Here is a 17,967-nt window from a genome sequence, read left to right as displayed (position 1 = left end):
ATGGATTCCGGGCTCGTGCTTCGCACGCCCCGGAATGACGGAGAGAGCGATGCTACTCCGCCGCGAGCGGCTTCTTGTGCAGCGCCAGGCCGAGCCGTTCCCAGACCTGCAGCAGGGCCTCGGCCAGGCGATCGATCAGGCCGTCGTCGTGGTAGGGCGAGGGCGTGATGCGCAGGCGCTCGGTGCCCTTGGCGACCGTCGGGTAGTTGATCGGCTGGATGTAGATGCCGTGCTCTTCCAGCAGGAGATCGGAGGCCTGCTTGCACTTCTCGGGATCGCCGACGAACAGCGGCACGATGTGGGTGTCGTTGGTCATCACCGGCAGGCCGGCGGCGTTGAGGACCGCCTTCACCCGTGCGGCGCGGTCCTGGTGGCGCTCGCGCTCCCAGCTCGACGATTTCAGGTGCTTGATCGCAGCCGTGGCGGCCGAGCAGATCGGCGGCGGCAGCGCGGTCGTGAAGATGAAGCCCGGCGCGTACGAGCGAACCGCGTCGATGATCTCGCCCTTCGCGGCGATGTAGCCGCCGAGGCAGCCGAACGCCTTCGCCAGCGTGCCTTCGAGGATGTCGATGCGGTGCATGACGCCATCACGCTCGGCGATGCCGCCGCCGCGCGGGCCGTACATGCCGACCGCGTGCACCTCGTCGACATAGGTCATCGCATTGTAGCGCTCGGCGAGATCGCAGATCGCAGCCAGCGGCGCCACGTCGCCGTCCATCGAATACAGGCTCTCGCAGGCGATCAGCTTCGGCCTGTTAGGACCGGCGGCGATCAGGAGCTGTTCGAGATGGGCGAGATCGTTGTGGCGCCAGATCTGGCGCTCGCAGCCGGACTGGCGCACGCCCTCGATCATCGAATTGTGGTTCAGCGCGTCCGACAGGATCAGGCAGTCGGGAATCAGCTTGGCGAGCGTGGCGATGCCGGTCTGGTTCGACACGTAGCCGGAGGTGAACAGCAGCGCCGCTTCCTTGCCGTGGAGGTCGGCGAGCTCGGCCTCGAGCTGCACCAGGGGATGATGGGTTCCGGCGATGTTGCGGGTGCCGCCGGCGCCGGTGCCGACGCGGGTTGCGGTCTCGACCATCGCGCCGACCACCTTCGGGTGCTGGCCCATGCCGAGATAGTCGTTGGAGCACCAGATCACGACATTGCGCGGTCCACTCGGCGAGTGCCAGGTCGCGTGCGGGAACCGGCCGGCGATGCGTTCGAGATCGGCGAAGACTCGGTAGCGACGCTCATCATGCAGGCGACCGAGGGCGGCACTGAAGTACTGGCTGTAGTCCATCACGAAACCCGAACTGGCGCGCTGCAGTGCAGCACCTGAAGCGAAAACCTCGCGGCATGCGTGGCGTGAGGTCTTCTTAGAGCGTTTCCAGAGCGGCTGTCGAGCCGGAATCCCAAGGCAGGAATTGGGCGATTTGTCCAAGGGGGGAGTGATCTCGGCCGAACGGCGCCGGGATTGCGGCGACGCGGCGGCGTCGCGGCCCCGCAGCCTCAGGTGGTGCGATAATGCAGCACGCCGTCGATGGTCTGGCTGGTCAGGCGGCCCTCGACCAGCATGTAGTTGACATGGGCGATCAGCTCGCCGGCGGCGAAGCCCATCTGGTGCGGGTCGAGCACGTGCTTGTGGAACACGACCGGCACGAGCTGCGCCGAGGTCTTCGGCTCGTCGCGGCAGGCGTCGGCGATCATCCGGCAGCGCTCCTCATGGTGGTCGGCGAGCTGCTTGATGCGCGTCTTCAGCCCGTAGAACGGCACGCCATGGCCTGGCAGCACCAGCACGTCATAGGGCAGGGTGGTGGTGAGGCTCGCCAGCGACGCCAGATATTCGCCGAGCGAGTTCTGGTCGGGCTCGACCGCCCAGACGCTGACATTGGGCGAGATCTTGCTCAGCACCTGGTCGGCGGACAGGAACAGCTTGTCGGCGGCGCAGTACAGCATGACCTGGTCGAGCGCGTGCCCGCCGCCGGTGATGACCTTGAAGCGCCGGCTGCCGATTTGGATTTCGTCGCCATGGGAGATGCGGCGGTAGGAGGCCGGCAACACCGAGACGCGCTGCAGATATTCCTGGCCGCGGCCGAGCAGCTTGTCGGTCAGGGTCTCGTCCATGCCGTGGCGGCGGAAGAACAGCCGCTGGGCATTGCGGCGCTCCTCGGTGCCGCGGTTCTGGTGATAGACCGACTGCAGGTACTCGACCTGCGACATCACCAGCGGGCAATTGAAGCGCTCGACGATCCAGCCGGCGAGCCCGACATGGTCGGGATGCGAATGCGTGACGATCAGCCGGGTGATCTTTACATGCTTCAGCGGGCCGTCGAGCAGCCGCGTCCAGGCGGCGATCGACTCCTCGTTGCCGAAGCCGGAGTCCACCGCGACCCAGCCGTCGCCGTCGGCGAGCAGATAGATGTTCACATGGTTGAGGCGGAACGGCAGCTTCAGCCGCAGCCACAGCACGCCGGGCGCGACCTCGACGACCTGGTCCTCGCCGGGATGCTGCTCCCAGGGATAGCGCAGGGCTTCGGCGGAGGAGGTGGCGGTGTCGGTCTTGGTCATGCCTCATCGATTAACGGCCGCCGCGGACGAGCGCCAGCCGAAAAACACATGGCTGCTTGGCATTCCGGGGTACGGAAGGTGCTTCGGGTCGCGCCAGCATGACCTGCCTCGACGCCTTCTGCTTCGCCACGCCCCCGTCATTCCGGGGCGAGGCCGCAGGCCTCGAACCCGGAATGACCGGCGAGTAGCAACTACGCCGCTCGGATGTTGGTCAGGAACGCATCGACCTCGGCGCGCAGGGTGTCGGCCTCGCGCCGCAGCGCTTCGGAGGCACTGAGCACCTCGTTGGCGGAGGTGCCGGCCTGGGCCGAGGCGCTGGAGACGCCTGTGATGTTGTTGGAGACCTCGGTGGTGCCGGAGGCCGCCTGCTGGATGTTGCGGGCGATCTCGTGCGTCGCGGTGCCCTGCTGCTCCACGGCGGCGGCAATCGCGGTGGTGACGTTGTCGATCTCGGCGATGGTCTCGCCGATGTTGCGGATCGCCGACACCGCCGACGAGGCGACCTGCTGCATGCCTGCGATCTGGGTGCGGATCTCGTCGGTGGCCTTGGCGGTCTGGCTCGCCAGGCTCTTCACCTCCTGCGCGACCACCGCGAAGCCGCGGCCGGCCTCGCCGGCGCGCGCCGCCTCGATGGTGGCGTTGAGCGCGAGCAGGTTGGTCTGCGAGGCGATCGCCTGGATCAGGTCGACGACGACGCTGACGCGGCTCGCGTTGTCGGCGAGTCCCTGCATCGTCGAATCGGTGGCGCCGGCTTCCTCGACCGCCTTCTTGGCGATCTGGGCCGAGGTCACGACCTGGCGGCTGATCTCCGCGATCGACGACGACAATTGCTCGGTGCCGGCCGACACGGTCTGGACGTTGACCGAGGTCTCCTCGGCAGCCGCCGCGACCGCATTGACCAGCGAGTTGGACTGGTCGGCGGTCTGTGACATGCTCTGCGCGGTCGCCTGCATGGCCGTGGCGGAGTTCTGCAGCGTGCCGAGGGCGCTGCGCACCGTCGCCTCGAACGTGGCGATCTGGGCCTCCATGCGCGCGGCGCGCTCGGCCTTGGCGGCATTCTCGCGGTCCTGCTCGGCGGCCAGGGTGCGGGCACGGACCATGTTCTCGCGGAACACCTGCAGGGTGTCGACCATCGTGCCGATCTCGTCGCGCTGCTTCGAGGCCGCAATCTCGGTGTCGAGATCGCCGCTCGACAGCGTCTGCATCGCCTGCTGCAGCCGCTTGATCCGGCGCAGGATGTTGCCGCCGACATAGAGCCAGACGAACAGCACCGAGCCGAGCAGCGTGGCTGCGCCGGCACCGGCCATGCCGAGCGTTGCCAGCTCGATGTCACGGCCCGCCGTGCCGGTGGTGCTTTCGGTCGACTTGCGCACGCCTTCGACGAGCTGCTGCACGCTGATGTCGAGACCGACATTGAGCTTGCGCGTCTCCTCCAGCACGGTCTGCCCGTAGTCGTTGGCGTCGAGCTCCTTCTCGCGCGTCTTGAACACGCGGGCCTTGCCCTCGCCGAGCGCGGCGAGCTTCAGCGCGGCATCGTGGATTGCCTTGGTGCTGCGGCCGGTCGGCAGCAATTCGAGATTGGATTTGAGCTGCGCCACCGCCTCCTTGAACTGCCGCTCGATCGTCTCCAGCGTGTCGCTGTCGTTGGCCGATAGCGCGGCAGCCATCTGCGCCACCAGCAGGTTGCCGGACGCGATCACATTGCCGAGCTGCTCGACGAACCGTGCGGCTGCCGTTGCGTCGTCTGCCGACACCTCGGCTGCGCCGAGCACGGCGTTGAGCTGCGTCTGGGCATCCAGCATCGGCTCGTTGGCGGCGGCAGTGAAGTCCGCCTGCGCCTTGCGCAACGCGTCATACTGCTTGTTGTGCAGGGCCGCCACTTCGAGCCGCTCGCGTGCGGCCGACACCAGGCTCTGATTGGCCTCGTTGATGTTCTTGATGGTCTCGGCGAGCGGAGCCACCACGCTCTTCGCGGCGCCGAGCGCGCTGATCTCGCTCAGGCGCTCCTGCGTGGTCTTCTGGATCTCCTGCATCTTCTTCAGGCGCTCGTTGAGCGCGTCCTCGCTCTGGGACTGCAGCAGCGCCGGGCCGAGGCTGGCCAGGCCGGAGCTCTGCGCCAGCAGCTGCAGGCTCGAGGTCAGGCGCGGAATCTCGCGGCCCGAGAGTTCGACCATGGTGCCGCCGACGTGTCGCAGCATCAGTCCCGCAGCGACGCTGATCGCGATCGCCATGCCCGCGATCACTGCGAAGGCTGCGAACAGGCTGCCGCGGACGCCCCATCTGGGTCGCAGGACTCCGAGCACCCTGCTGAAGCTGAACCGAATCGCCATCTCTGGTGTCCCCCGATATGCACTACTTGGAGCTGTTGCTTGCAGGCAGTATCGCGGCGGGCGGTTAACAAATCCGGGAAACTACTCGGGCAGTGCTGAGTTTTCTCGCATTTTCGCATTTCACCGTGCGGCATTTAACGGGACGGAAGGGATTGTTGGGCCGCGCTTTCGATAACCTATGACAGAAAAGGCCGGCATCGCTGCCGGCCTTCCCGTCGTTTGTTGTTATTTGACGCCTGCGGATCAGTAGCGGGCCGCGAGCGGAGCGCCCCAGTTGAAGCGGTAGTTCACGCCAGCCTTGAAGGTGTGGTCGTCGGTGGTGAAGCTGCCGGTCGGCACCAGCGCGGCGGGCGCCGTGAAGGTGGCGCTGCCGAAATTGTAGTACTGATACTCGGCCTTGGCCGACCAGTTCGGCGCGAACATGTATTCGAGTCCGCCGCCGACGGTCCAGCCGTTGCGATGGTCGCCATTGGTCGCGAAGCCGACCGGCGTGCCGGCGAACGTCACCTTCTCGTTGTTGTCGGAATAGGCGTAGCCGCCCTTCACGTAGAGCAGGCCCGGACCCCAGGTATAGCCGAAGCGGCCGGTGATCGAGCCGAGGCCGCGCTGGCTGTTGGTGTAGACGAGGCCGCCGGGGAAGGCGGCGCCGACGCTGCCGCTCAGCCAGCTGTACTGGCCCTCGGCGCCGATCACCCAGGTCGGTGCGAACTGCCAGTCGGCGCCGACCTGCAAGCCGCCCAGGAAGCGGCCGTTGGAGTTGTTGCCGGTGGCGAGGCCGGAGAAGTTGTTGTCGCTGGAGAACGCGCCGCCGAGATGGGCGCCGAGATAGAAGCCGGTCCAGTTGTAGATCGGGGCGGCGTAAGCCGGCGGCGCCTTGGTGGCGTAGGGATAGGTCCGGGCGCCGAGATCGGCGGCGACAGCGGACTGGGCCGAAGCCAGCGCGGCGACGGCAACGGTTGCGAACAGGATCTTCTTCATGGCGGGTCTCCGATACTCAACTAACAAGGCTCGCGCATCGCGCGCCGTCGATGGATCGGAGATAGATCGCTTTTGAATAAAATGCTGTCACTCCCGCAGCACACCGGCCTCCAACCCGACCTTCTCCGGGCAAAGGTTCTGGCGTAGTTAGCAATACACTAACGAAGGCTGAACCGGGAGTTAACGCCGGACTCCTTTGTGCCGCCGCGGCACAACCGGTTAAGGCGCGTTAAGAGCTCGATGCAGAGCCGCGACTGCGTCGCGCAGCTGCTCGCGATGAACGATGTCGTCCTTGGGCATCGAAGCGATGCCGGCGGCGAGCTCGTGCAGAATCGCGGCGAGCAGTCCGAAGTTCAGGTGCATATGGATCGACTTGCGGACGTCCTCTGGGCCGGGCCGCTCCAGGGTCAATGCCAGGCCGGATGATTCGAGATGGGCTTCGAACCGCGAGGAATGCTCGAACGTGCCGGCATAGAACTTGTCGGGATATTCGAGCGCGATCTCGGCCTTGTCCGGGATGGGTTTCGACATGGTGGCTCCTGAAGCGACGATCCGTAAATGTTCGCAGATCCGCCTCCGGCCGCCTTGCGCCAGGTCATAGTGGGAGGAGCGCCTGCATCCTCTGCCGAAGCGGGTTGGACCGCATTTCTACGGGGGCGGAAATTTACCTTCCCTGAGAAAAGGTTGTGCACGCTGATCAAATTAACGACTCGATGCCGGTCGTTCCGGACGGACCAGCTCCATGCAAGCGAGCGGAGAGGGCTCCGGCGGGGCGACGGCGGGTGCAGTCCACCCTCCAGCGAATGTGCCGCCGACATGAAGATGCGTCTCTCCATTTCCACGTTCATTGCGGCTTTTGGCCTTGTGCTCGCACTCGGCTTCGGTGCGGTCGTGCTGACCAGCGCCTATGCGCTGCGCGAGCTCAAGGTCGGCGGGCCCCTCTACGACAAGATCAAGCTCGGCAATGATCTGGTGGCCGACATCCTGCCGCCGCCTGAATATGTGCTCGAGGCCTATCTCGAGGCGACCCTCGCACTCCGGACGCCGAACGATCTCGACACGCACGTCAATAAGCTGGCGCAACTGAAGAAGGACTATGAGGATCGCAAGACGTTCTGGACCGGCTCGGCGCTGCAGTCCGATCTGAAATCGCTGCTGGTCGAACGATCGGACGGCGAGGTCCGGAAATTCTGGCAGGCCCTGGAGGCCGAGTTGATCCCGGCGCTGCGCTCCGGCGACATGGCGAAGGCCGATGCCGCCTATGCCCGGCTGGCCGAAGCCTACGCCGCCCACCGCGCGGTGATCGATACGCTGGTCGACAAGGCGAACAAGCTGAATTCGGACATGGAGGCGACGGCGGCGACCCAGGATCGCAGCATCTCCATCATTGTGTGGACCGTGTCCGGCATCGTTCTGGCTCTGGTCGTCGCCGGCATGTCGGGGCTGGTGATCGGCGTCGTCCGTCCGCTGTCGCGCATGACCGGGCTGATGCGGCGGATCGCCGAGGGCGATCTGTCGGCCGACATTTCCTATTCGGAACGCGGCGATGAGATCGGCGCGATGGCGGGCGCGCTGAGCATCTTCAAGACCAACGCGCTCGAGAACGCGAGCCTCCGCGACAGGCAGGAGCGCGATCGTGCGGCCGCCGAGGAGCATAAGAAGCGCGCCATGCTCGACATGGCCGACGTGATCGAGCGCGAGACCGAGACGTCCGTCGAAGCTGCGGCCGGCGCATCGCGCCAGGTCGAGGCCGTCGCCGCAGGCCTCTCGAAACTGGCCGAGGAACTGTCGACCGATGCGCAATCGGTGGCCGCAGCCTCGGAGAAGTCGCTCTCCAATGCCCAGACGGTCTCGTCGGCAGCCGAGCAACTGAGCTCGGCGATCCGCGAGATCTCGAGCCAGGTGGCGCGCGCCAGCACGATCACCAAATCGGCGGTGACCGAGCGCGAGAAGGCGAAGAACACGATGCTCTCCTTGTCCACGGCCGTGGACAAGATCGCCGAGGTCTCCAACCTGATCGGCGGCATTGCCGAGCAGACCAACCTTTTGGCGCTCAATGCCACCATCGAGGCCGCGCGCGCCGGCGATGCCGGTCGCGGCTTTGCCGTGGTTGCGGCCGAGGTCAAGTCGCTGTCGGATCAGACCGCCAAATCGACCGAGGAGATCTCGCGCCTGATCGGCGAGGTGCAGACCACCACGCAGGCGACCGTCGACGTCGTCGAAGGCATCGGCAGCCAGATTTCCGAGATCGACGAGGTCGCAGCCTCGATCGCCGCGGCGATGGAGGAGCAGCACGCGGCGACCCAGGAGATCAGCCGCTCGGTCCAGTCATCGGCCAGCGCGGCGCGCGACGTGTCGTCCAAGATCGGCAATGTCGGCAGGGACGCCGGCATGGTCAATGATCGGGCCGCCGAGGTGCGCAACGCCATCGGCTCCGTGGCAACGGGCCTGACCTCGCTCCGTGCCACGCTGGTGAAGGCCGTCAGGACGGCGACCGCCGAAGCCGATCGCCGTCAGTCGCCGCGGTTGAAGTCGAGCCTGTCGATCAAGGTCGTCGACGATCGCAGGGGCGCGGTGAAGGCCGATCTGGTGGACATTTCCGAAGGCGGCGCCTGGTTCCGGTTCGACCCCGAGCCGGGCATCGGCGATCGCGGCGTCATGGAATTCAGCGGCTTCGACGGCAGCGTGCCGTATCGGGTTCGCGCCCGTGAAAAGGACGCGCTGCATGTCGAGTTCGACCCCGGCCAAAATCGCGAGGCGTTCCTGGCATGGTTCAGGCGGACCTTCGCACGGCAGGCGGCCTAGACGGAGCGAGGTCGCCTGCCTCCGCTCTCGGTCAGGAGAACGGAGGCATTGCTTCGAACGGGCTTCGTCAACGCGCCAATGTCATTGGCGCGAGACCAGATCGCTGATCCGCACCGGAAAGCGCCTGATCCGAATGCCGGTCGCGTGCGCCACCGCGTTGGCGACCGCCCCGGCAGAGCCGGTGATGCCGATCTCGCCGACGCCCTTGACGCCGAGCGGGTTGACGAACGGATCGTGCTCCTCGACCGTGAAGGCCTCGATCGCCGGGACGTCGGCATTCACCGGCACATGATACTCGCCGAGATTGGCATTCATGATCCGCCCGGTGCGGCGATCGGTGACCGCCTCCTCGTGCAGCGCCAGCGAGATGCCCCAGATCATGCCGCCGACGAGCTGGCTCTTCACCAGCTTCGGATTGATGATCCGTCCCGCCGCGAACGCGCCGACCATGCGGGTCACCCTGACCTGGCCGAGATCGGGATCGACCTTCACCTCGGCAAAGACAGCGCCATGTGAATGCATCGCATATTGCTCGTTGGCCGCAGGGTCCGGCATGCCGCTGCCGGAGCCCTCGACCTGGTCGAGGCCGGCGCGGGCGAGGATGTCGGCGTAGCTCTCGCCGCGGCCCTCGTCGTCGCGCCGAAGCAGCCAACCGTTGCGCGCGATCACGCCGGCGTTGCCGGCGCCGAACAGTGGCGAGCGCTGGTCTGATGTCGCGAGCTCGGCGAGCCTGGCGATGACGGCGGCGCCCGCATTGTGGATCGCAGTGCCGACCGTTGCCGTATGTGCCGAGCCGCCGGCGATGCCGGCATCCGGCAGGTCGGAGGTGCCGGCCTTGAACGTCACCCGGTCCAGTTCGAGCGCGAGCGAGTCTGCCGCGATCTGTGCGAAGGCGGTCCAGGCGCCCTGGCCCATGTCGTGCGCGCCGCTCTCCACGACGCCGGTGCCGTCGCGCCGGATCACCGCGCGGGCCTGGCCCGCGAACATCAGCGCATGGAACGTCGCCGTGCCCATGCCCCAGCCGACCAGGAAGCCGTCCTTGTCGCGCATCATCCGCGGCTTCAGCGGCCGCTCCCACCAGCCGAATCGCTCGGCGCCTTGCGTGTAGCACTCGCGCAGCGCCTTGGATGAGAACGGTTTGCCCGTGGCCGGCTCGACCTCGGCGTAGTTCTTGACCCGGAAGGCGAGCGGATCGAGGCCGCAGGCTTCCGCCATTTCGTCGACGGCGCTCTCCAGCGCGATCGATCCCGGCGCGATACCGGGGGCGCGCACGAACAGCGGCGTGCCCGTGTCCATGCGTACCGCGTCATAGGTCGTCGCGATCGCCGGTGCGGCATAGAGCGTGTGCGTCACATGCGCCGCCGCTTCGTAGAAGTCCTCGAAGCTCGAGGTTGCGATCCTCGCGTGGTGACGGATCGCCGACAATTGTCCGGTGCTGCTGGCGCCGAGCTGCAGCGTCTGCCGGGTCGGCGAGCGATGGCCGAACGGGCCGTAGAGCTGCTCGCGCCGCGCCACCAGCTTCACCGGGCGGCCGACCATCTTGGCGGCGAGAATGCCGAGGACCTGCGGCCCGGCCATCAGGCCCTTGCCGCCGAAGCCGCCACCGAGATAGGGGCTGCGGATCAGGATGTTCTCAGGCGCGATGCCGAACAGTTCGGCAAGGCGGCCGCGCATCATCACCAGGCCCTGGGTCGGCGTGTCGATGATGAGCCTGTCGCCCTGCCACTCGGCGACGATCGCGTGCGGCTCCATTGCATTGTGATAATGCGGCGGGGTCTCGTAGATCGCGGTGATCTGCTTGTCGCTGCCCGCCAGCGCGGCCTCGACGTCGCCGTGATGGCTCTCGGCGGGAAAACCCATGCCGACGACAGGCGGCACATAGGCGTCGGCGGCATCGAGACCGATGCGGGCCGGCTCGGCCTCGTAGCGCGGCGACAGCAGCGCGGCGCCCTCGGTCGCGGCTTCCAGGCTTTCGGCAATGACCAGCGCGACCGGCTGGTTGGCGTAGCGCACACGGTCGTTCTGCAGCGCCTCGAAGCGGAATGCGAACGGGTTCGGCTTGCCGTCGGGATCAGCGTGCAGCGGCGGCCGGTTGGCGGAGGTCATCACCTCGACCACGCCGGGATGCGCCTTGGCGGCTTCGACGTCGAGCGCGACGACGCGGCCGCGCGCGATGCTGGAGACGGCGAGCACGGCATAGAGCAGGCCGGGCGGATTGTTGTCGGCGGCATAGCGCGCCGTGCCGGTGACCTTGGCACGGCCATCGACGCGCGACAGCGGCTGGCCGATGTTGGAGCCGTGTCTGACATGGGCGGGATCGCGGGAGAGATTGAGCTCAGGCGTCATGAAGTGCTCCTGGAACGGCGGAGAAGGGAGAGGCCGGCAGCGCCGGCACGCGCGACGGCGTGCCTTGCGCAGCGGCGGCAAGCGCGCGCATGATCAGGCTGCGCGCGAGAGGGATCTTGTGGGCGTTGTCGCCGGATGGCTTTGCATCGCGCAGCGCGATGTCGGCAGCCTGCTGGAATGTGTGCGGCATAGCCGGCTGGCCTGCGAGCAGCGCTTCGGCCTGGTGGGCGCGCCACGGCTTGGCTGCGACGCCGCCGAGCGCCAGGCGTGCGTGCTTGATCGCGCCGTTCTCGATCACGAGACCGGCCGCGGCGGAGACGACGGCGAACGCATAGGAATTGCGCTCGCGCACCTTCAGATAGCGCGCGTGCCTTGCGAACGCCCGCGCCGCCGCGGGCAGCCGGACCGCGACGATCATCTCGCCCGGCGCGAGCACGGTCTCGCGCTCCGGCGTGGTGCCGGGGAGCAGATGCAGCGCCTCCAGCGCGACCTCGCGCCGGCCGGAGCCGCCTTCGATCTCGACGATCGCATCGAGCGCGGCGAGCGGCACGCAGAAGTCCGAGGGGTTGGTGGCGATGCAGGCCTCGCTCCAGCCGAGCACGGCGTGCTGATGGGTGTCGCCCCCGCGCGCGTCGCAGCCTGCGCCGGGCGCGCGTTTGTTGCAGGCCGAGGCCGGATCATAGAAATACGCGCAGCGTGTCCGCTGCAGCAGATTGCCGCCGACGGTGGCCGCATTGCGCAACTGTGCCGAGGCGCCCGACAGCAGCGCTTCGGCGACCGCCGGGAAATCGCGCGCGAAGGCCGCGTCATGCGCAAGGTCCGCGTTGCGGACCAGCGCGCCGATCCGGACGTCGCCATTGCCGAGCGTCTCGATCCGCGTCAGCTCCTTGATCTGCGAGATGTCGACCAGCCGCGCCGGCCGGACGACATTGCCCTTCATCAGATCGAGCAGGTTGGTGCCCGAAGCGAGATAGGCCGCGCCGGGCGCGCTGGCCGCTGCGACCGCCTCCGCGACCGTCGACGGCTTCACATAGTCGAACCGGTTCATGCCGCGCGCTCCTTGTCCTCGGCGAGCGTCGCCTGGGCGTCGAGCACCGCCTCGACGATGCCGACATAGGCGCTGCAGCGGCACAGATTGCCGCTCATGCCTTCGCGCACGCGCTCCGGATCGCCGCCGGCGTGACCTTCGTTGATGAGCCCGACCGCGCTCATGATCTGGCCGGGCGTGCAGAAGCCGCATTGCAGGGCATCGTGGGCGATGAAGGCTTCCTGCACCGGGTGCAGCCGGTCGCCTTGCGCGAGTCCTTCGATGGTGGTGATCGCCGCGCCGTCGAGGCTGACGGCCAGCGTCAGGCAGGAATTGATGCGGCGGCCGTCGACCAGGACGGTGCAGGCGCCGCACTGGCCGCGGTCGCAGCCCTTCTTGGTGCCGGTGAGGTGGAGGCGCTCGCGCAGCAGGTCGAGCAGGGTGACCCTGGGGTCGTCGAGCGCAAGCGTTCGCGGCTCACCGTTGACGGTGAGTCTGACAGTCCAATTCATGCGTTGTTCCGATCGAAGCGATGGCCTAATCGGATCGCAGCGGACACCGCCTTACGGGCGAATGTCCGTCCAGATCCAGCGACCGCGGGACGACAGCTGAGGAAGGTTGGCTGTCCCGGGTGGCAGGTCTATTTATACGGAGGGTTCCTCCGTTTAGCAAGGGGACATGAACGGTCCGTCATCAAGAGCTGGTGAGATGGAGACGAAACCACAAGACCGCCATCGCAAGCCGCGCGCCGATGCGCAGCGCAATCGCGAGCGCGTGCTCGAGGCGGCCAAGGCGGTGTTCAGCGTCGGCGGCGCCGAGGCCAGCCTGGAGGCGGTGGCGCGCCAGGCCGGCGTCGGCATCGGCACGCTGTATCGCCATTTCCCCACCCGCGAGGATCTGTTCGAAGCGGTGTACCGGCGCGAGGTCGAGCAGCTCGCCGAGCTTGCGGAAGAGCTGAAGAGCGAGCAGTCGGCGGTCGAGGCGCTCCGCCGCTGGCTGCGCTCGACGGTGCAGTTCGTCGCCACCAAGAAGGGCATGATGGCCGCGCTCGCGATCGTCATGAACGCGAACTCTGAGCTCGCGGCCTATTCGCACGGCCACCTCACCCGCTCGATCGGCGCGCTGCTGGCGCGTGCCGTCGCGGCCGGCGAGATCCGCAGCGACATCAGCGCCGACGACGTCCTGCGCGCGCTGATCGGCATGTGCTACATGCACGACCAGACCGGCTGGCAGCAGAGCGTGCTGCGGCTGTTGGATGTGTTCGTGGATGGGTTGCGGGTGGGGAAGGGGCGGGCGTGAGATTGCCTCACGCTGCGTATTAGCCGCTCATTGACTTGCCCGGGCCGACACGTCCGACGGCACTCTCGTCCGGGCGATACTCCGTAGATCCGGATGCTCCCTCCATCGTCATTCCGGGGCGCGCGAAGCGCGAGCCCGGAATCCATAACCACGTTCTGTTGCTGAAATTCGCAGTGCCTCTGTACGGCCCTCTCGCTCCACAACCAAGACCTGTGAGTATGGATTCCGGGCTCATTCGCTGCGCGAATGCCCCGGAATGACGAAGTTGGCGTGGGGTGATGCTATGAAACCGGCGTCCCGCAGGCGGCGCAGAATTTCGCGCGGGGTGTTCTCAACGGCTTTCCACACGACGTGCACGCCGGACCGAAATCACTTCGTCGATGGTGCCAGATCGCAAGGGCATTCGTCTCGTCAAAGCCGGTCAGTTCACGGTAGCGCTGCAGCACGCCCGCTTTGCTATCGACCGCAGCGGCGGCTTGCCCGAGAGTACATTCATTCAACCGCCGGTAGTCTTTGATGTCGTCGATCGGTTTCCTCAGGAGAGGCTCGATCTCCACCCACTCCTTCTCATCGAGCATGGGCATCTCGATGCCACAACGCCAGCAATGTACTGTGATGGCCATCTCACCCCCTCAACCACTCCATCAGCGCCTGCGCCGTTTCCTCCGGCTGCTCGGGCTGCGGCAGGTGGCCGCAATTCTCCAGCACGACCAGCCAGCTGCCGTCGATGCCGTCGGCCATTTCCTTCGACAGGCTGTTCGGGATGGTGTTGTCGGTGTCGCCGGTCAGCACCAGGGTCGGGCAGCGGATCGCGGTCAAGGTCGGCCGCGAGTCCGGACGCGACATGATGGCCGTCAGCTGCCGGATGAAGCCGATGACGCCGACCTCCTCGGCCATGTCGTGCACGAGCTGGCGCAGCCGCGGATCATCCTGGCGCGACGGATGCACGAAGCCCGAGAACAGCTCGTCGACCACGCCGTGATAGTCGCCCTCCTTGGCGCGGGTGATCATGGTGCGGCGGCGGGCGCTCGCCTCCGGCGTGTCGGGCCGCGCCTGGGTGTTGATCAGCGCCAGCCGACCCACGCGTTCCGGCGCCTGGCGCATGATCTCGAGCGCGATGTAGCCGCCCATCGAATGTCCCGCGAGCGCGAAGCGCGGCGGCGCCTCGGCCAGGATGCGGCGGGCGATCGCGGCCATGCTGTCATCGCGGATGTGGTTGGCCACCATCACCGGCCCGAGCCGCCACAGCGCCGGGATCACCGGCGCATAGATGCGGGGCGACGAGATCAGGCCAGGCACCAGCACGAGCGGCAGCGCATCAGTCATGGGTCTTCCCCCCGGAAACGGCATTCACCTGCAGGTCCGGGTGTTGTCCGCCCGGCATGCCATTTACGCGCGAGAGGCGGCCGATGTCCAACGATGTGCTGCGGCTCGCGCCCGCCGCCCAGGGCGACGACCTCGTCCCCAGCCGTGTCCTGGCTCCTCCTGCGCCTCTTCGCGGCAGCGGGGGGCCGGTCGGATGATTGCGGTGATCGGGTCGCCCGCGATGCTGCTTGAGCCGCGGCGCCTTCGGCTTTCGTGATTGCGGCGCCATTCGCGGCAATCTGGTGGCGTCGTCCGCAATTCGCGCGTGAGATCGGAGATCGAACTACTTCCGCTCCGGATCATGCCACCATCGCATGCAGCGCGATGATACCTGGACGGACCATCAATCGTGGCAAACAGGGTCGGGCGTCACGATAATATCACGTAATGGGCGTGGGCCGCGGCGTCGCAAGGCCTGCGACCACAACGATTAGTTCGCGCGGCCGGTAACTTCACGTGGCCGGCGATGGCCGGCTCTCTCGTGCTGCTGCGGAGATAAGTTGGTAGCACCGCGCTGTCGGTGATGACATCGGAAGGATTGTCGCGCGAAGTCCGGCTCTCACGAGAACGGCGAGTGCGCCGATCCGCGATGCAGCGAGGGGCGGGACGACGTGCTCGATCAGCGGCGCGACGATGCCTCTCGGCGATGTCGCTGCCGGATGGAGCAGCGGCGCTCGTGGCCGCGAGTTCGATGCGACGCGAGTTCGATGCGAAGGTTGCGGTGGCGTGACCTGATGCGCGAGCGAGAGCGAGCGTGCCAGCGGCCGAGGCCTCTCCTCGACGATCAGACGAGCAGAGGCTGCGCCGTCGCCGCGAGCTTCTTCAGCAGCGGCAGGAAGCGCTCCTTCATCTCGTCGACGCCGATGCGATCGACGTGGCCGCCGATGTTGGCGGCGGCGATGATGCCGCCGTCATAGCGGCGAATCGGCACTGAAATCGAGCGGAAACCCTGCTCCGCCTCACCGTCGACGAGCGAGTAACCGTCGTCGCGGACGGCGATGATCGACGCGAGCAATGCTTCCTTGTCGGTGATCGTCTGCGGCGTCATCTCGGTCAGCGTCATGCGCTCGACGGCCTGGCGCAACTGATCGTCCGGCATCCGGCTCAGCAACACGCGGCCGACCGACGTGCAGAACGCCGGCAGCCGATAGCCGATTTCGAGCCCGGTCGAGAACATCCGCGTCGAGGTCGCGCGCGCGATGAAGACGACCGACTCGCCGTCGAGGACGGCGAGCGAGCAGACCTCGCGCGCCTCGCCGGCCGTGTTGTCCATCAACGGCTGCATCACGCTGTTGATCTGGTTGGAGGCGAGATAGCTGGAGGCCAGCAGCAGCACGCGCGGCGTCAGCGAGAACAGCCGGTCGTCGCCATGGACGAAGCCGGAGGCCTTCAGGGTCAGCAGAATCCGTCGCACCGTGGCACGGGCGAGGCCGGTGAGTTCCGCGGCCTTGCTCAGCGTCATCGGCCGGCCCTCGCGGCTGAAGGCTTGTATCACCCGCAGGCCGCGATCGAGCGCTTCCACGAACTCGGGACCGTCGCCCCGAGCCTGCTTCTTCTCCTCATCAGTGCGCTTCAGTTTCGGCATCGGCCTGACATGATCCGCTGTTGTTGTTTTCGGCCGCAGTGAAGCTGCAGTCCGTTGGCCCCTCGGCTTCGGTTGTAGCTTTTTCACTTGCGCTTCTCCCCACTTAAAGCGAATCTAATCTGGGCGAACATGTGTTCGTCTAGCGAACATTATTAGATGATCGCGTGACGCTCAACGCCCGACTTGCGACGGAACAGGAGAGACGGCCATCATGATGAGCCAGGAGCAGAACGACCTGATCACGCGCGTCGGTCCCGGCGCGCCCGCCGGTAAACTAATGAGGATGTACTGGCAGCCGGCCGCGCTGGTCGATGAGCTCGCGGGCGAGCGGCCGGTGCGCGCGGTGAAGCTGCTCGGCCAGGACTTCGTGCTCTTCAAGGATGCGCAGGGCCGCTACGGACTACTTGATCGCGATTGTCCGCATCGCGGCGCAGATCTCGCCTTCGGACGGCTGGAGAACGGCGGGTTGCGTTGCGCCTTCCATGGCTGGCTGTTCGACGCCGACGGCAATTGTCTGGAGACGCCGGCCGAACCGGCGGGCTCGCCGCTGTGCAAGAACGTCAAGCAGCGCGCCTATCCCGTGGTCGAGAAGGGCGGCATCCTCTGGGCCTGGCTGGGCGAGGGCGCCGCCCCGGCGTTCCCGGATCTCGACTGCTTCACCGCGCCAGACGCCTACACCTTCGCCTTCAAGGGCCTGATCGAGTGCAACTGGCTGCAAGCGCTGGAGGTCGGCATCGACCCCGCGCATGCCTCGTTCCTGCACCGCTTCTTCGAGGACGAGGATACGTCGACCGCCTATGGCAAGCAGTTCCGCGGCGCCTCCGCCGACAGCGAGCTGCCGATGACCAAGGTGCTGCGCGAATACGATCGTCCGATCATCAATGTCGAGGGGACCGAATACGGCCTGCGCATCATCGCGCTGCGTGAGATCGATGCCGAACGCACCCACGTGCGCGTCACCAATCAGCTGTTCCCGCATGCCTTCGTGATTCCGATGAGCACGGAGATGACGATCACGCAGTGGCACGTGCCGGTCGATGACGAGAGCTGCTATTGGTACGCGATCTTCACCAGCTATGGCGCGCCGGTCGACCGGGCGAAGATGCGGGCGCAGCGGCTCGAGCTCTATGAGCTGCCCGACTATCGCTCGCGCAAGAACAAGAGCAACGACTACGGCTTCGATCCACGGGAGCAGGCGACCGCGACCTACACCGGCATGGGCAACGACATCAACGTGCACGACCAGTGGGCGGTGGAGTCGATGGGCCGGATCCAGGACCGCACCCGCGAGCATCTGGGCCAATCCGACAAGGCGATCATCCAATATCGCCGGCTGCTGCGCGAGCAGATCGAGAAGGTCGCGAGCGGCGAGCCGCCGATGCTGTTCCTCGATGCCGCCGAGGCCCGCAGCGTGCAGGGCCCGGCGACGATGGACGGGATCGGTCCGACGCGCGGCTGGGAGACCTATTGGATGGAAGTCGACGTCCGCCGCCGCCGCAACGCCCCCTGGGCCCCGCCGGTGCCCGCGGATATCGTGCGGCGGGCCCCGCATCTGAGCGCGGCGGAGTAGCTCCTTTGCTCCGAGCTGCCGTAGGGTGGGCAAGGCCGGCGGAACGGCGCAGCGTGCCGACCGACGGCGCGCCCACCATTCACGCGCACCGTCGCGGCGGTGGGCGCGTCGC

General features: G+C 66.9%; 14 protein-coding genes. 3 read left to right on the top strand and 11 right to left on the bottom strand.

Annotated features, from left to right (window positions below):
* Window positions 1–52 precede the first annotated feature (52 nt).
* The 5 genes from hemA to QX094_RS09410 form a co-directional block, all read right to left on the bottom strand.
* A complete protein-coding gene (gene hemA / locus QX094_RS09430) occupies window positions 53–1,282 on the bottom strand; it encodes a 5-aminolevulinate synthase (protein WP_315717898.1) in 1,230 nt (409 codons plus the stop codon).
* Window positions 1,283–1,491: 209 nt separating this feature from the next.
* Window positions 1,492–2,550: an MBL fold metallo-hydrolase gene (locus tag QX094_RS09425; RefSeq protein WP_315751312.1), complete on the bottom strand. Its 1,059-nt coding sequence runs from the start codon at window positions 2,548–2,550 to the stop codon at window positions 1,492–1,494.
* A gap of 191 nt (window positions 2,551–2,741) precedes the next feature.
* Window positions 2,742–4,880, bottom strand: a complete 2,139-nt coding sequence (locus QX094_RS09420) for a methyl-accepting chemotaxis protein (RefSeq protein ID WP_316175655.1) — start codon at window positions 4,878–4,880, stop codon at window positions 2,742–2,744.
* 243 nt (window positions 4,881–5,123) lie between these two features.
* A complete protein-coding gene (locus tag QX094_RS09415; protein ID WP_315717895.1) occupies window positions 5,124–5,858 on the bottom strand; it encodes a porin family protein in 735 nt (244 codons plus the stop codon).
* A 219-nt stretch (window positions 5,859–6,077) separates the two neighbouring features.
* Window positions 6,078–6,389: a hypothetical protein gene (locus QX094_RS09410; protein WP_315717894.1), complete on the bottom strand. Its 312-nt coding sequence runs from the start codon at window positions 6,387–6,389 to the stop codon at window positions 6,078–6,080.
* Window positions 6,390–6,674: 285 nt separating this feature from the next.
* Between QX094_RS09410 and QX094_RS09405 the strand changes: the two genes are divergently transcribed.
* Window positions 6,675–8,663, top strand: a complete 1,989-nt coding sequence (locus tag QX094_RS09405) for a methyl-accepting chemotaxis protein (RefSeq protein WP_316187858.1) — start codon at window positions 6,675–6,677, stop codon at window positions 8,661–8,663.
* A gap of 81 nt (window positions 8,664–8,744) precedes the next feature.
* On the opposite strand, the gene QX094_RS09400 is transcribed toward QX094_RS09405, so the two are convergent.
* From QX094_RS09400 to QX094_RS09390, 3 genes are read right to left on the bottom strand one after another with little or no spacing between them, the layout of a single operon-like run.
* Window positions 8,745–11,009 (bottom strand): xanthine dehydrogenase family protein molybdopterin-binding subunit, encoded by a 2,265-nt coding sequence (locus QX094_RS09400; RefSeq protein ID WP_316187857.1) that lies wholly within the window; start codon window positions 11,007–11,009, stop codon window positions 8,745–8,747.
* Window positions 10,999–12,057, bottom strand: a complete 1,059-nt coding sequence (locus QX094_RS09395; RefSeq protein WP_316187856.1) for a xanthine dehydrogenase family protein subunit M — start codon at window positions 12,055–12,057, stop codon at window positions 10,999–11,001. The genes QX094_RS09400 and QX094_RS09395 overlap by 11 nt, the downstream gene beginning before the upstream one ends.
* Window positions 12,054–12,548, bottom strand: a complete 495-nt coding sequence (locus QX094_RS09390) for a (2Fe-2S)-binding protein (protein WP_316187855.1) — start codon at window positions 12,546–12,548, stop codon at window positions 12,054–12,056. Before QX094_RS09390 ends, QX094_RS09395 begins: the two co-directional genes overlap by 4 nt.
* A 196-nt stretch (window positions 12,549–12,744) precedes the next feature.
* Here QX094_RS09390 and QX094_RS09385 point away from each other — a divergent pair, with 196 nt between their 5' ends.
* The gene (locus QX094_RS09385) at window positions 12,745–13,335 is read left to right on the top strand and encodes a TetR/AcrR family transcriptional regulator (protein WP_315751324.1); all 591 of its coding nucleotides are present in this window, start codon (window positions 12,745–12,747) and stop codon (window positions 13,333–13,335) included.
* Between the two features lie 281 nt (window positions 13,336–13,616).
* Here QX094_RS09385 and QX094_RS09380 read toward each other — a convergent pair whose 3' ends face one another.
* From QX094_RS09380 to QX094_RS09370, 3 genes are all read right to left on the bottom strand, one after another.
* A complete protein-coding gene (locus tag QX094_RS09380) occupies window positions 13,617–13,913 on the bottom strand; it encodes a zinc-ribbon domain-containing protein (RefSeq protein ID WP_315751326.1) in 297 nt (98 codons plus the stop codon).
* 46 nt (window positions 13,914–13,959) lie between these two features.
* The gene (locus tag QX094_RS09375) at window positions 13,960–14,661 is read right to left on the bottom strand and encodes an alpha/beta hydrolase (RefSeq protein ID WP_315751328.1); all 702 of its coding nucleotides are present in this window, start codon (window positions 14,659–14,661) and stop codon (window positions 13,960–13,962) included.
* Window positions 14,662–15,484: 823 nt separating this feature from the next.
* A complete protein-coding gene (locus QX094_RS09370) occupies window positions 15,485–16,285 on the bottom strand; it encodes an IclR family transcriptional regulator C-terminal domain-containing protein (RefSeq protein ID WP_315717886.1) in 801 nt (266 codons plus the stop codon).
* 211 nt (window positions 16,286–16,496) lie between these two features.
* Here QX094_RS09370 and QX094_RS09365 point away from each other — a divergent pair, with 211 nt between their 5' ends.
* Window positions 16,497–17,855, top strand: coding sequence for an aromatic ring-hydroxylating dioxygenase subunit alpha (locus tag QX094_RS09365; RefSeq protein ID WP_316165567.1), 1,359 nt, complete (start codon window positions 16,497–16,499; stop codon window positions 17,853–17,855).
* The last annotated feature ends 112 nt before the right edge of the window (window positions 17,856–17,967 follow it).

The sequence above is a fragment of the Bradyrhizobium sp. SZCCHNS1050 genome (genome assembly GCF_032484785.1).
Taxonomy (GTDB): Bacteria; Pseudomonadota; Alphaproteobacteria; order Rhizobiales; family Xanthobacteraceae; genus Bradyrhizobium.
This window is presented reverse-complemented; position numbering and strand designations above follow the sequence as displayed.